Consider the following 14,193-nt stretch of genomic DNA (forward strand, 5'->3'; position numbering starts at 1 on the left):
TTTAAATTGCCTTTTTCATTTTTCCAGTAGTTAAAGAGCGAGCCATAAATGGAATGTGATCAGGGTTCTCACACAAGAACTCGCACATTTGCTTTACTTCGATTTCGGCCTGCTCTGGTATCCAAAAAGTCACCTTCTTTTGGCCTTTATCCTTGCGTTGTTTTTCATACTTTTGATTGCGGGTTAGTTCGCGCATAAGTCCCCCGTCACCAGTGACATAGTGTGATATTCATCATCATTAGGGCTTACTCGCTCAAACCGCGAGTACCATGAAATAACGCTTTCGATTGATTCATCAACGACACGCTGAGCAGATTTGAGCATCTTGGTTACTGCGTTTTCTTCTGCTCTTTGTTGTTGGATATACTCGCGTGAGCATTCACGACTAAAGACGGTTTTAAGCCGCCAACCGCGAACGCCTATGGCGTTATTTATGAATTGTTGAAACTCGACTGCATTGGCGAACTTGGCAACACCACCGCGAGCAAAATTACCGTGTAAGCTTTCGGCTAAGCCTTTGGCTTTATCGGTGGCAAGTTCGAGTTGTTCTTCTAGCTTTTCAATGAATCTTTGGCGCTTGTCGCTGTAGTCTGACCCATTAATGGTTTTTAACTTGGCTGTTTTGGCAACGAGCGCTTTAACTCTGGATTGGGCTTTGTTTTTGCGTTTGCGCTTTTCATCTAGCGATTGCAAGTACTCTTGAATCAGTCGGTACATGTGTTGAGATTCATGCGTTGCGCAATTCTCCCAAGCTTCGGCGCGAGCATATTTAGAAATATTATATCGGTTACCGCGTATTTCGCCTTGGTCACCTTTGCCCTCAGACGACATATAACCCAAGGCTTTTAACAGGTAAGAACTGGCAGCGGCAGGGCTTTTAATACGCTCAATATGCACCATGCCTTTAGACCACTTACTTTCAATAATTTCAGCCCACTCTCTAAAGTGGTGGTGCGGAACATTCCAGCGCATAAGCATATGCGCGTGATAATTTTGATGACCGACCGAATCAACCTTACCCCAAGGGTATGAGCGTGTTTCGTATATTTTTCTTGGGGCTTCGGCTACCCACATGTAATCAAAAACGGGGCGCTTATTAGGGTCTTGCTCACACTCAATTTTACAGATTTCCATTTTCTGATTGGTGATTGCGCGGGTATCGCACTTTTCAATACACTCAACCACACCCCAAGGATAAAGGCGCTCGTTGTTGTGCATTAAATCTGTGTGAACGAACTCTTTGAATAACTCACGCTTTGCCCACCATCCGCGCTTGTGCATCTTGCCAACACTGTCTAAAAACGGGCTCAACTGCTCGCCAATGGTGGCAAAATCAAACTTGATAAAAGTAAAACGACCGTCCGCAATAATTTCTTCATTCTCGGCCATTTCAAACTCTAGCTTTTCGCCATTTTGGTTATACGCTATAGGAATAATTTGCCCCGCTTTTCCGCCTCGGTCTTTTTTGTAGTGTTTGTTATCGAGCTTAAAACGGGCTTTTTCATCAAGCGTAACAGTTAAGAACGCATTAAAGCCCCCTTTCACCGCTTGCATGTAAACACCTGATTCAACAATTTTACCGCGAGCGCGACTAGTCAACGCCTGAGTAATGCGCTCACCTGTGTTTGCGTCTGGCGCATCACTCGAACTGGTTAACTGAGTACAGACAATGCGATATTCGTTGTTCCAGTTTCGAGTTTGAAAGTGTGTGAGTGTTTTTTTGTAGTTGGGTCTAGTGAGTTTGGGCTTTTTGTTTGAGGGCAATGGCTCAGTAATTGGCTGAGTCACTTGGCCTTCGAAGTGATAACGGTCAACTTCGGTGACTTTTTTGGTCTTAACTTCGCCCGTTTCTAGGTCTAAATACTCGCCCTCATTCAAGCCAAGCCACTCTGAGCGCTTCGCTTCGTTCATGTTCACTAAGGCATTAGAAAATAGACTTTCAAGCTGAGCGTTTTTCTCATGCTGTTTGTCAGTGCCTTTCGTGCCATTTTTACCAGAAAAATGCGCTGTCGGACTTTTGCGACTTATGACAAGCCTAGCTTTTTCCAGCGGCTTCGCCTCGGCCGCTTCGCGGGATTTAGAGCGATAAGTATCTTCCTTATGCTCAAGCCAAGTAATTGAATTTTGAACTTCAATCTCGGAAACGGGAGTTAATGAATCACGAAAAAAAGCGCCAGATTGGGCGCTTTGTACTGCTTTAAGGATTTCAGATTCAGATATATTTATGGGCATTTAACACCCTCTTGCTCTCCAAAAAGAGCATCCATATCTCGCTCGTCTTGCAAAATTAATTGCTCAATATCACGCTTGTCTTCCTCTTGAAGCTTCTTAGCCAAGCTCTCCAACTGAACCAAATCATATTTAAGCTTTATACTGAAACAACTATCTTTAGCTGCATTCAAACCGTTCAACATATCTTTTGCAGCAGTGATTCGAATTTTTACAGTTTCGAGTAACAACGACTTTTCATGTGATAATAACTCCATTAGCAGTTATCTCCCCAACCACGAAGAACACCGCGCTTTTCCATAACTGATGCAAGCGCAAGACCTCTAAGCGGTGCTGAATCGTCGTGAAGCGGCTTGATGGTAACTTCTCTCTTTGGTTTTAGGTTTGCCCTACCAATGGCGATTGAATTTGCAAGCGAATCTCTAAACTCACGAACTTTAGAAACTTGGTGGTTCCAATGCGAAGGATCTGTAATTAACTTTTCAACTCGAAGCTGGCTCATAAATCACCCGTTAACCTTATCCCAATCTTCGCGCCCCTGCTGGTAGCGCTCCTCTAGAAAAGCCCCTAAGTCAGAAATATTTACCATTGTCGGTGAACGCTCTGAATCACGAACTTTAAAAGTCGGAACTGGTAAAGATGCAGCTTTTGCTCTTTGCTCTGCTGTTTTGGGCTTAATCCCAAAGAATTCTTCACTAATATCTTTAAGAGGAACTACTGGATTATTAAAGCGCGCTAAAAGCGCAAACGTCATATTCATGCGACCCCCTTTAAAGCTCTAACTCGAAGGGTTTCACCATACGTTCTGTAGAAAACGTCAACGCCCAAACGTTTCCACTCTGCAACATCGCTTTTCAGCCAGCCAACTCTAGTCGTGGTTAACTTGTGCTTTGGTGGGAACATGAAATCAGAAACCAGTTTATAAACCATCGGACGAGACACACCACACAATTCAGCTACCTTTTTAGCCGAAATCATTTCGTCATCGACAGAAATTGGTTCGCCTTTGATATTAACTCTCGTATTTAAATCCATTTTTTATCCTTTCTGGCTCTAATCTATGATTAACTTCATGATTTCCTGTGCTAGTATCATTTGTTAGAGCTTTAACTTGCTTTAACTAGGTCAAATTGATATCAAAACTGAATTTTCAGGATCAATATGACACCATTGACGCAAATACTAGGTGAAGATTAGATATCATGTCAAATGATTTTAGTGAAAAAGTGAAATCAATTAGAGAATATTCGAGACTAAGCCAACAGAAATTTGTTGATGCCGTTGGCATTCCGCTAGCTTCTTACAAAAGATATGAAACTGGTGCAACCTCTCCAACCGCTTCAACTTTGAAGGCGATTCTTGAATATAAAGACTATAAAAAGTTTACATTGTGGCTAATGACTGGTGACACTGATCCATCTAGTGGACAAATCTCACCAGAAACTGCAACTAATACACAGCCACAAAGTTTAATTAGTCGTGAAGAGTTTCATGATAAATTTGTATCAGAAGTAGCCGAATCAATGAAAATGTTTGGCTATCTTGGTTGGATAGAAGTGAATACCGATAAAATTGATTTTGAAGCTTGCGGAAAACTCGTATTCAAAGAGGTTGAACCAATTATTGAGGGTCACTTTGGTTCTTCGCTAAAAAGCAAAGTCGGTTAAGTTATTTAGGCATTAAAAAAGGCTGCATATGCAGCCTTTTTTATTTATTTCATAAACGCTATTTAACCAGTTTTAACTCTGGTTTGTTAATCACTGCGGGCTCAACGTTCATACCCTTAGTCCTGTGAAAATACTCTATAGCTTGCGGATGTAATTCGCTCTTAATCTTTTTGTAGGATTCAACATCTTCTTTTTCTAATCTCTCACCAAGACTCACCACTATTTCATGGGCGTTAGAGTGAGAAATTGTCGTTTGTTCAACTTTGTCGATAAATACTTTCTTAGTTCTTAACCACTCGAACAATTTTGATTCAAACTTGAATAACTTGCTACTCTCTGGCAGAGAGGATAAATACATTACCAAGCCTAAGCTTAAGATGGACAACATAAACAAAATTAATAATGTTGAATTAGACATTTGAACTTCCTAGTATTGCTTTTTGCGTTGACGCAACACACTCATTACAGGATAAACACTTATAACAAATAAAGTTACGACATTCGCAAACAAAATTATCCCTTTGTAGTAGGGCATATAAAAATCATATCCTTGAACGCCGCGAATATAAAACTGGACGATTTGGTTAGCACAAATAACTAACCCCATTAACATGGCTATCCTAGCCACTTGTGAGAACTTACATTCGCGAATTTTATGAAACATAAATACGCATGTAATAAATAAAAATTCCATAAGAAATAGAAAGAAATAGTAAATCTGACGAAGTTCCATTTTTTCTACTTCAAGCGCTAGAATTAAATCTCTCAAACTGCTTGTTGAAAAATGTATAACGGCAACCGATATTGCAGTTATAAAACAGCTATGCATAAAAGCGTCAGCTTCTGAGTTTATGTCTTTTCTGCCACCAAAAAATAATTGTGAAGCCTTTTGATAACTGAACAATACAAAAACTACAACAGCCAATGATTGAAGGCCTATAATCACATAACCTAAGGCTGCAAAAATCTCGTTTACCGTCATACTAACTCCTGTTTTAAGGAGCAATTGAGGCTTTTGGAGGCTCTACACCGTCACCGCCGCCACTGCCGTTTGATTCGGCACTTTTGCTAATAAGCAAATCGGCTGTAAGAGCTGGAGGGATTACGCCACCACCACCGCCGCTGCCTTTATTGCCGCCGCAAACTTGTGATAGTTGGATTGGATTTAATTGCTTCATGTGAATTCCTTAATTCTAATTATCCAAAATCCTTGTTGCGCGAATGTTAACGTATTTGAAACAAGCGTACAACAAGTGCGGAAATACTAACCTAAAGAAATACAGTTAAAAAGCCTGTAATTACGGTAATTTTAGAAAAGGAAACTCAGGGAAATTGTAGGAAATTCAGGGAGGTTTTTTTGAATTTTTGTGATAAAAAAAGCAGCAATTAAATTGCTGCTTATTCTTAAAACTTAACCAATTCAATCTTATTTCTCTTTTGGAGGCCTTTTTGGTTCATCAGGGTTCTTAACACCACCACAAAAGCCACAAGCACCACCCGACACTAACGATGCATAGTTTGCACCTAACTCTTTTTCTTTAAGCTTAGAAGCTTTGATATTTTTCATTGTTTTCCTTAAACGTTTTTTATTAAATGTTCAAGAAACAACCTAATATACCCAGAAAAGAAACGCAATGGATAACCTTTAAAAGCTAAAATTAATGAGTTTTTTAATGATTATTGAGGAACCCTCAAAATTAACGGGGACATAATAGGAACCCTAACAACCTAAAAGAGCTTATCTTAAAAGAAAGTCAGTCCAATCCAGCATAGGTGCAACAGAAAAACGGCGGTCTAGTGCTTGAGTCGTCACAAATTACCTCTAACTATATGATCTTTATACAAAGCATTTAGCTGCTTTGATTGTATAAGGTTTGAATTAGGCAGGGCCCAAAAGTAGCTGCAAATTATACCATTCATTAATAGATATAAAAACGGCCACATGATTTGACCGTTTTAGAATATATGACATGGCTATCGTAAAAGCATTAATACCCGTTCGGGTTATTGCTTTGCCAGCGCCAAGTATCTTCCATCATTTCGTCGATACCGCGATCAGCTTGCCACCCCAGCTCGTTGAGGGCTTTTTCTGGTGCTGCGTAACAAGCTGCGATGTCACCAGGGCGACGCGCTTTAACTTCATATGGTACTGGCTTGTTGGCTGCTTTCTCAAAAGCGGTAACCATTTCGAATACTGAGTAGCCATTACCTGTACCTAGGTTGTAGATATGCGCGCCAGCTTCTGCGTTGATTTTATTTAACGCCTTTAAATGGCCGATAGCTAAATCAACGACGTGGATATAGTCACGAACACCAGTACCGTCTTTGGTATCGTAGTCATCACCAAAAACACCGAGTTGCGCTAATTTACCTACCGCTACCTGTGAAATGTAAGGTAGTAAGTTATTAGGAATACCATTTGGATCTTCACCAATGCGGCCAGATTTATGCGCGCCGACAGGGTTGAAGTAGCGTAAAATTGCAAACGCCCAACGTGGGTCGGATTTGGCAACATCTTGCAGTACCATTTCAACCATCAACTTAGACGTGCCATATGGGTTAGTTGTGCCACCCACCGGGAAGTCTTCACGAATAGGCAGGCTTGCAGGGTCGCCATAAACGGTAGCTGATGAGCTAAATACCAACTTAAATACACCAGCATCACGCATGGCATCAAGTAAGCTGAGCGTACCTTGTACGTTATTTTGGTAGTACTCTATTGGCTTTTGAACCGACTCACCCACCGCTTTTAAACCAGCAAAATGAATAACTTGTTCAATACTATGTTGTACGAATACTGAATCTAAGAATGCTTTATCTAAAATATCACCTTGGTAAAAACTAACTTCTTTACCTGTAATCTCAGCAACACGCTTCAATGATTCTGACGATGAATTACTTAAGTTATCGACAACAATCACTTCGTCGCCTTGATTTAGTAGCTCTAAAACCGTGTGAGAACCAATATAACCCGCACCACCTGTTACTAAAATTGCCATCACTAGCCCTTAAAATGTTTATCCTAAAAGTTTGTATTAAGTGTAACTAACATCAAAAAAGATTGCTTTGAGAATTACAATTTTTGACAAACAAATGCCATTTTTCCTTCTTTATAACTTAATCGGGTAATTTGCGAGTCACAATACGAAGTAAAGTTATGCCATTGAGACACTTGCTTAGGCTGCTCAATATTGCGTGTATAAATACGGTTATCAATGGCATAAGCAACGGTATCTGAATCAATCCAGGTGTAATCTCGTACTTGCTTTGGCATCACAAAGTGTTGCTTAACTTGCTGCGTTTTAGGTGAGAAAGTCGCAAACCAATGCAGATTACCTTCTTGATATGTAAACGAGTAAAGCGAACGTTTTTCGTTAAACGCCAAACTTCTGCCAATATCACCCGCAACTACTTTCGGTAAATGACCGGTTAAATCTGTGTATTGCAGTGTATGTGGCTCACCTAGGATAAACATCACTAAATCTTCAGTTTTACCCCATGCATGGTAACCAACCGGTTCAATATGGTCAAAAATGCGTTTTGGTGCTTGGCTTTTATCGAATGGATAAAACCATAGCTTTTGTTTACCATTGGCTTCTACAACGATACTCGACAAGCCCGCTTCGTGAGGATATAAAGTCGGAGAATATTCTGACACCGGTGAATTCGTTAAATTCTCAGCGCTGGCTTTACTAAAATCATAAAAGAATAAGTCCATCTGGCTTTTATCACCGTCACCGACTGATTGCGTAAAATAGATGCCGTCTTCTGTCACTAAGGGTTGATTGTGGTAACCCTTTGCACCCGTGATTGGTTTCACCTTAATGCCATTTTCAAGTTCTGTCGCTAAATAAATCTGGCTACTTGGGAACGTATTTGCAAATACTGAACCGGTGAAAACTAAACTGTAACTGACAGCTAAAGCCATTTTTTTATACATGGAAATCCCTTAATTGGTCATGCTTTTTTATTGCTCTTTTTAGCAAATGAGCGGAGTTATGTTTCTATCATAACGAGGCTTTCGCATTTCACCAAAAACAAAACACAACCATAGCACTCTAAGAGCACGGAATTTGAAATGCTTGCTATCTCTTAACCTTCAGGTAACATCAAACAGGTAAATCACCTATTTGCGCTTATAATTACAATCATTAGCAGGTTAATATGTCTCAAAAACACCCGATCATTGCGATAACAGGTAGCTCAGGTGCTGGCACGACCACTACCACCAATGCGATTAAACATATTTTCCGCAGCCTTGAGGCTAATGCTGCTTTTGTAGAGGGCGATAGTTTTCATCGTTTCACTCGCCCAGAAATGGATAAGCTAAAGCGAGAAGCCTTACAAGAAGGCAAACACATCAGTTACTTTGGTCAAGAGGCCAATGACTTTGCCGGTCTTGAAACCTTATTTGCTGAATATGGTGAGCATGGCACGGGTAAATTAAGACGTTATTTACACACCTTTGATGAAGCCGTACCTTATAACCAACTCCCCGGCACCTTCACCCCCTATCAAGATTTAGAGCCTAACTCTGATATGCTGTTTTACGAAGGGTTACATGGTGGTGTGGTAACTGATGAACACGACGTTGCTAAGCATGTTGACTTACTGATCGGCATGGTGCCTATTGTTAACCTTGAGTGGATCCAAAAAATGATCCGCGATACTAATGAGCGCGGCCATTCTCGTGAAGCTGTGATGACCTCAATTGTTCGAAGTATGGATGATTACATTACTCATATCACGCCACAGTTTTCTCGCACACACATTAACTTTCAGCGCGTACCAACCGTTGATACTTCAAACCCATTTAGCGCGAAAGATATTCCTTCTCTCGATGAAAGCTTTGTGGTTATTCGCTTTCGAGGCATCGACAACGTGGACTTTCCTTATTACTTGCAAATGATAGATGGCAGCTTTATGTCTCGAGTCAATACCTTGGTTGTCCCAGGTGGAAAGATGGGTCTGGCGATGGAACTCGTCTTAACCCCGCTGATAAAAGATCTGCTGGTAAAAAAACGGGCGCTGGAAAATATGGCACCGGTTGATTTACCCATTTAGAGATCAATTCAACGATTCATTATTTCTAACATTTAAAACATAGTTAAGTCGCTCATAAAACATTAGACTAGTTGCTCAACTGATAAAAGGAGCACGGGATAATGCCTTCTTTAAAAATACTTGTTGGCTCACAAAATCCGGTCAAAGTGGCCGCTGCCAAAGAAATTTTCACACAGTACTTCCCTGAGCACACGCTTGATTGCCAAGGTATGCATGCCCCAAGTGGCGTGCCTGATCAGCCTTTAGGAGAAGACGATACTCGCATCGGTGCTGAAAACCGCGTTAAACATCTGATAAAATATCATCAGGCAGACTTTTACTGTGCAATGGAAGGCGGTGCAAATCAGTTTAGCTACGGCCCTGCCACCTTTGCTTTTGTGGTTATTTCAGATGGTAAACACACCAGCATTGGTCGTAGTTGCAACTTGCCTCTACCACAATCGGTTTATGATAAATTACTGGCGGGTGAGGAGTTGGGCCATGTGATGGATGATTTATTCAATACCGAAAACATCAAACAAAAAGGCGGTGCAATTGGTTTACTAACCAATCATCTAGCAACCCGTGAAAGTAGCTATACACAAGCTTTATTACTTGCGATGGCGCCATTTAATCACCCTGAACTCTACAATAAGTGATAGCACGATGCAGTACACACATATTTTATTTGATGCCGACGAAACCCTATTTAGCTTCAACGCCTATCTAGGTTTGAAAACCATGTTATTAAACTACGGTGTTGAATTCAGTGAGCAAGATTACCAAGGGTATAAAGACGATAACGCAGCTCTTTGGGTGCAATATCAAAATGGTGAGATTAACGCTGAAACGTTGCAAGTCACTCGCTTCACAAAACTAGCGGCAGAGCTCAACGTCAAACCACAAGAGTTAAACGACGCATTTTTGGATGCCATGGCAGGGATCTGTCAGCCACTGCTAGGCGCTAAAGCCCTGCTTGAATCACTGCATGGCAAAGTGAAACTTGGGATCATCACCAATGGTTTTACCAAATTGCAGCAAAAACGTTTAGCCCATACCGGCTTTGCAGATTACTTTGAAGCTTTGATCATTTCAGAGCAAATTGGTAAAGCAAAACCGGCACCTGAACCTTTCGCCGCAGCATTAGCAAAACTGGGTAATCCAGATAAAAGTAAGGTGCTAATGGTAGGTGATACCTTAGAAAGCGATGTGTTAGGTGCGAATCGTTTTGGCATAGATAGCTGTTGGTTACAACACGCGGGTGTTGAAGGTAAAGACGGGATTAAGCCAACCTATACGGTTAGTTCCTTGTATGAATTAGCAGAGTTATTAGCTGATAAAATTGCTGCATAGATTAACATTTGCCATTGTCGCCATAAATGACGACCTACATTTGAAGACCAATGTAAAATCTCGCCTGCTATAGAAAAGTTTGCTTTAAATGTAGGCCGCGGCTTTAGCCCGACAAGTATAGATAGTTAAAACTCAGATCTGTGTCGCCATAAATGACGACCTACATTAAAAGAGCGATGTAAAATCTCGCCGACTTAGAAAGGTTTGTTTTAAATGTAGGTCGAGGCTTTAGCCCGACAAATTATATCGGGATAACTCAAATAATAACGCTACCAATGACGACACAAAAAAAGTACGATATCAATCGTGCTTTTTCATATATTTATCTTATTTAAAGACTACGTTGACGTAGCACTTCAAATAAACAAATTCCCGTTGCTACTGATACGTTCAAACTTGATACCGTACCAACCATTGGGATTTTAACTAACACGTCGCAATGCTCACGCGTTAAGCGGCGCATGCCGTCACCTTCAGCACCCATCACAATGGCCATAGGGCCTGTTAGGTTGGCATCGAATACATGGGTATCCGTTTCACCTGCAGTACCAACAACCCATACACCAGCTTCTTTAATGTCACGTAATGTACGCGCAAGGTTAGTTACTTGAATAAGAGGTACTGTTTCCGCTGCACCACAAGCAACTTTACGGGCTGTACCGTTAAGCTTTGCTGACTTATCCTTTGGCACAATTACGCCGTGTACTCCAGCCGCATCTGCACTACGTAAGCATGCGCCTAGATTATGTGGATCAGTAACACCATCTAAAACTAGAAAGAAAGGTGTCGCTTCACGGGCAATGATCTCATCAAGATCTTTTTCGCTGTACTGACGCGCAGGTTTTACACGTGCCATGATGCCTTGGTGCTGCTCACCATTGGCTTTGTTATCTAATGCTTTACGCTGCATAAATTGCACTGAAATGCCAAATTTACGCGCTTCATTAACTACAGGATTCAAACGCTTATCTTCACGACCTTTTAATGCAAAGATCTCTAAAAAGCGCTCAGGTTCATTCGCTAAAATTGCTTCGATAGAATGAAAACCAAAAATTAATTCACTGCTCACTGTCTTTATTCTCCTGCGCTCGGTTTCGTGCGTTTGCGGGCATTTTTACCTGGACGCGTTTTCTTTGCTTTGGTCTTTTTAGACTTTTTAGCACCCGTTGGGTTATCAAGTGCTGCCTTCTTGGCTTTTTTTAGTTTGCCTTTAGGCGTCGTCTTTTTGCCTTTTTTTGGCTTTTTATCTTGTTCGTTACGTTTTGAGCTGCGCTTGGCATCACGGCTCTCGCCTCGTGTTTCACTCGCTTGCTCATCCGACTTAGTCGATTTACCCGGGATTTTACCTGCTTTAAGCTGCTCTCGCACGCTTGGTTTACGACTCGGTTTATCTGTCGAGCGGCTTGTTGAAGGCTTAGCTCTTCGGCGCGCATAGCGGTCTTGCACTAACTCGCCAGCGAGCACTAGATTGATACGGCGCTCGTCTAAACTGACTGACGATACTTGGACTTGTAGCTTATCACCTAAGCGATAAACCTGATGACTGTGCTCACCCACAAGGCAATGTTTCGCGCCATCAAAATGGAAGAACTCATTACCCAGTGTCGACACATGGATCATGCCATCGATTTGTAACTCATCTAGGCGAACGAATAAGCCAAAATTAGTTACCGATGAAACGACACCGCTAAACTCACTGCCGACATGATCTTGCATAAACTCACATTTCAGCCAGTCGGCTACTTCGCGAGTCGCATCATCTGCACGACGCTCGGTCATTGAACACTGTTCACCCAACTGATCGGCTTCATCATTTTCATAAGCATATTCGCCAGATGTTTGCTGACCTTGAGATGCTAAGATTGCTTTGATCGCACGGTGCACAACCAGATCAGGATAACGACGGATTGGTGAAGTAAAATGCGCATAAGCCTTTAACGCCAAACCATAGTGACCGATGTTATCAGGCTGATAAACCGCTTGTTTCATTGAGCGGAGCAACATGGTTTGGATCAGCTCTTGCTCTGGACGCTCACCCAATTGTGCGAGTGCTTCGGTCAACTCTAACGGAGATGGGTCATTAGCAAGATTACTTTCAATGCCCAAGTCATTTAAGAACTGTCTAAAATGACTCAGTTTTTCTTGATCAGGCTCGTCATGTACACGGTACAGCGCTGGAGCTTCGTGCTTTTCAAGCAATTTAGCTGCAGCGACGTTTGCTAAGATCATACACTCTTCAATGAGTTTGTGTGCATCATTACGGACGACAGGTACGATTGATTCAATCTTACGATGTGCGTTAAACACAAAACGCGTTTCAACCGTTTCAAACTCAATCGCCCCGCGCTGCTGGCGAGAAGACTTAAGCGCCATATACATTTGGTGCAAATCGGTGAGATGCGGCACTTGCTCTGCATATTGCTCACGTAGCACTTCATCGCCTTGCAAAATACTGTGTACTTTGGTGTAAGTCAGTCGTGCATGTGAATTCATCACCGCTTCGTAAAAACGATAACCAGATAAGTTACCGGCTTCTGACACAGTTATTTCTGCCACCATACATAGGCGGTCTACTTTCGGATTCAGTGAACACAGGCCATTTGATAACACTTTTGGCAGCATAGGGATCACTTGCTCAGGGAAATAGACTGAGTTACCGCGCTCTATCGCTTCTTTATCAAGCGGGCTGCCTTTTGGTACATAGTGCGAGACATCAGCAATTGCGACCCATAAACGCCAGCCACCTGACTTTTTGCGCTCACAGTAAACTGCATCATCAAAATCTCGAGCATCTTCACCATCTATGGTCACTAGCGGTAAGTGACGTAAATCTACACGCCCTTTTTTATCTGCTTCTTCTACAAATTCGCCGTGCTTTGCAACTTGATCAACGACTTTGTCAGGCCATTCATGGGGAATATCATGATTACGAAGTGCCACTTCAATTTCCATGCCCGGCGCCATATGGTCACCCAGTACATCAGTCACACGACCTACTGCATTCATTTGACGACTTGGACGCTGTGTGATCTCCACTTGCACCATTTGGTTGTGACGCGCACCACCTTCGGAGCCTGGCAGAATAATAATATCTTGCGTGATCCTTGGATCTTCTGGCACCACCACCGCAGAGCCATACTCAACGAAATAACGGCCAATAATCGGCGCGCGCTCACTCTCTAGCACACGAACAATACGCGCTTCGACTTTACCGCCACTGCCGCGACTGGCCGCTTTTGCAAGTACGATATCACCGTGTAATACCGAGTTCATTTGGTGTTTAGCAATAAACCAATCTTTTGGCTCACCTTCAACGACTAAAAAGCCAAAACCATCACGATGTCCAATCACACGACCTTTCACTAACCCATCGTCAGTTGGGATCACGTAGCGCTTAAATTTATTAAAATGCAGCTGACCGTCACGCTCCATTGCACGCAAGCGACGCTTAAATGCAATTTGGCGGTCTTCTTCAAATACATTAAGACTGCTACAAAGATGGCTAAACGTCGTGGCTTTCGCTGGGGCTTTTTTGATGTGCTCTAAAATAAACTCGCGGCTTGGTACCGGGTTATCGTATTTTTCTTGCTCTCGTTGGAGATGGGGATCCTGTTTTGTCATTCACTGCTATTTTCGAATAAAGTTACCTCTATTCTAACGCACTTCTGAATAATGACCTAACTATCAAGATGAAGCTTTTATAAACAATTTAGTTTGCAGCGAAAATAACTAGGTTTTTGCTATCAAACCAGTTGTCGCCGTAATCGACGACCTGCATTAAAGCGCGGTATAAACACCAATACGCGATGTAAAATTGCACCTAAAATACAATTGCTTGTTTTAACTGTAGGTCGCGGCTATAGCCCGACAAAGCACAGAGCCAAAATGCAAATTGTCACCG

The 14,193-nt window shown here is 42.0% G+C and carries 18 protein-coding genes; 4 read left to right on the top strand and 14 right to left on the bottom strand.

Features of this window, described 5'->3' with window-relative positions; translation table 11 throughout:
* Position 1: 1 nt before the first annotated feature.
* From ABMY35_RS01170 to ABMY35_RS01195, 6 genes are read right to left on the bottom strand one after another with little or no spacing between them, the layout of a single operon-like run.
* Positions 2-196: a hypothetical protein gene (locus tag ABMY35_RS01170; protein WP_349284681.1), complete on the bottom strand. Its 195-nt coding sequence runs from the start codon at positions 194-196 to the stop codon at positions 2-4.
* Complete coding sequence (locus tag ABMY35_RS01175; RefSeq protein WP_349284682.1) at positions 184-2,232, bottom strand: hypothetical protein; 2,049 nt, start codon at positions 2,230-2,232, stop codon at positions 184-186. Before ABMY35_RS01175 ends, ABMY35_RS01170 begins: the two co-directional genes overlap by 13 nt.
* Positions 2,223-2,486 carry a hypothetical protein gene (locus ABMY35_RS01180; RefSeq protein ID WP_349284683.1) on the bottom strand — a complete coding sequence of 88 codons (264 nt, stop codon included), beginning with the start codon at positions 2,484-2,486 and terminating at the stop codon, positions 2,223-2,225. Before ABMY35_RS01180 ends, ABMY35_RS01175 begins: the two co-directional genes overlap by 10 nt.
* On the bottom strand, positions 2,486-2,731 hold the full coding sequence (locus ABMY35_RS01185) for a hypothetical protein (protein ID WP_349284684.1): 246 nt from the start codon (positions 2,729-2,731) through the stop codon (positions 2,486-2,488). Before ABMY35_RS01185 ends, ABMY35_RS01180 begins: the two co-directional genes overlap by 1 nt.
* Positions 2,732-2,734: 3 nt before the next feature.
* Positions 2,735-2,989 (bottom strand): pyocin activator PrtN family protein, encoded by a 255-nt coding sequence (locus tag ABMY35_RS01190; protein ID WP_349284685.1) that lies wholly within the window; start codon positions 2,987-2,989, stop codon positions 2,735-2,737.
* Complete coding sequence (locus ABMY35_RS01195; RefSeq protein ID WP_349284686.1) at positions 2,986-3,264, bottom strand: AlpA family phage regulatory protein; 279 nt, start codon at positions 3,262-3,264, stop codon at positions 2,986-2,988. The genes ABMY35_RS01190 and ABMY35_RS01195 overlap by 4 nt, the downstream gene beginning before the upstream one ends.
* 167 nt (positions 3,265-3,431) lie before the next feature.
* Here ABMY35_RS01195 and ABMY35_RS01200 point away from each other — a divergent pair, with 167 nt between their 5' ends.
* Entirely contained in the window at positions 3,432-3,896 is a 465-nt protein-coding gene (locus ABMY35_RS01200) for a helix-turn-helix transcriptional regulator (protein ID WP_349284687.1), read from the top strand.
* Positions 3,897-3,954: 58 nt separating this feature from the next.
* Here the strand turns inward: ABMY35_RS01200 and ABMY35_RS01205 are convergent, their stop codons facing one another.
* From ABMY35_RS01205 to ABMY35_RS01230, 6 genes are all read right to left on the bottom strand, one after another.
* The gene (locus ABMY35_RS01205; RefSeq protein WP_349284688.1) at positions 3,955-4,314 is read right to left on the bottom strand and encodes a hypothetical protein; all 360 of its coding nucleotides are present in this window, start codon (positions 4,312-4,314) and stop codon (positions 3,955-3,957) included.
* Positions 4,315-4,323: 9 nt separating this feature from the next.
* Complete coding sequence (locus ABMY35_RS01210) at positions 4,324-4,878, bottom strand: hypothetical protein (protein ID WP_349284689.1); 555 nt, start codon at positions 4,876-4,878, stop codon at positions 4,324-4,326.
* 13 nt (positions 4,879-4,891) lie between these two features.
* Entirely contained in the window at positions 4,892-5,074 is a 183-nt protein-coding gene (locus ABMY35_RS01215) for a hypothetical protein (RefSeq protein ID WP_349284690.1), read from the bottom strand.
* A 248-nt stretch (positions 5,075-5,322) separates the two neighbouring features.
* Entirely contained in the window at positions 5,323-5,463 is a 141-nt protein-coding gene (locus ABMY35_RS01220) for a hypothetical protein (RefSeq protein ID WP_349284691.1), read from the bottom strand.
* 421 nt (positions 5,464-5,884) lie between these two features.
* Positions 5,885-6,895 carry a UDP-glucose 4-epimerase GalE gene (gene galE / locus ABMY35_RS01225; RefSeq protein ID WP_349284692.1) on the bottom strand — a complete coding sequence of 337 codons (1,011 nt, stop codon included), beginning with the start codon at positions 6,893-6,895 and terminating at the stop codon, positions 5,885-5,887.
* Between the two features lie 74 nt (positions 6,896-6,969).
* Positions 6,970-7,836, bottom strand: a complete 867-nt coding sequence (locus ABMY35_RS01230) for a hypothetical protein (protein WP_349284693.1) — start codon at positions 7,834-7,836, stop codon at positions 6,970-6,972.
* 224 nt (positions 7,837-8,060) lie between these two features.
* Between ABMY35_RS01230 and ABMY35_RS01235 the strand changes: the two genes are divergently transcribed.
* From ABMY35_RS01235 to yjjG, 3 genes are all read left to right on the top strand, one after another.
* On the top strand, positions 8,061-8,960 hold the full coding sequence (locus ABMY35_RS01235; protein WP_130255511.1) for a phosphoribulokinase: 900 nt from the start codon (positions 8,061-8,063) through the stop codon (positions 8,958-8,960).
* Positions 8,961-9,061: 101 nt separating this feature from the next.
* Positions 9,062-9,598, top strand: a complete 537-nt coding sequence (gene yjjX / locus ABMY35_RS01240; RefSeq protein WP_349284694.1) for an inosine/xanthosine triphosphatase — start codon at positions 9,062-9,064, stop codon at positions 9,596-9,598.
* Between the two features lie 7 nt (positions 9,599-9,605).
* Complete coding sequence (yjjG, locus tag ABMY35_RS01245; protein WP_349284695.1) at positions 9,606-10,292, top strand: pyrimidine 5'-nucleotidase; 687 nt, start codon at positions 9,606-9,608, stop codon at positions 10,290-10,292.
* A gap of 331 nt (positions 10,293-10,623) precedes the next feature.
* Here yjjG and rlmB read toward each other — a convergent pair whose 3' ends face one another.
* A complete protein-coding gene (rlmB, locus tag ABMY35_RS01250; protein ID WP_349284696.1) occupies positions 10,624-11,361 on the bottom strand; it encodes a 23S rRNA (guanosine(2251)-2'-O)-methyltransferase RlmB in 738 nt (245 codons plus the stop codon).
* 5 nt (positions 11,362-11,366) lie between these two features.
* On the bottom strand, positions 11,367-13,913 hold the full coding sequence (rnr, locus tag ABMY35_RS01255; RefSeq protein WP_349284697.1) for a ribonuclease R: 2,547 nt from the start codon (positions 13,911-13,913) through the stop codon (positions 11,367-11,369).
* Positions 13,914-14,193 lie beyond the last annotated feature (280 nt).

Source organism: Pseudoalteromonas sp. BZB3 (genome assembly GCF_040104455.1).
GTDB lineage: Bacteria > Pseudomonadota > Gammaproteobacteria > Enterobacterales > Alteromonadaceae > Pseudoalteromonas.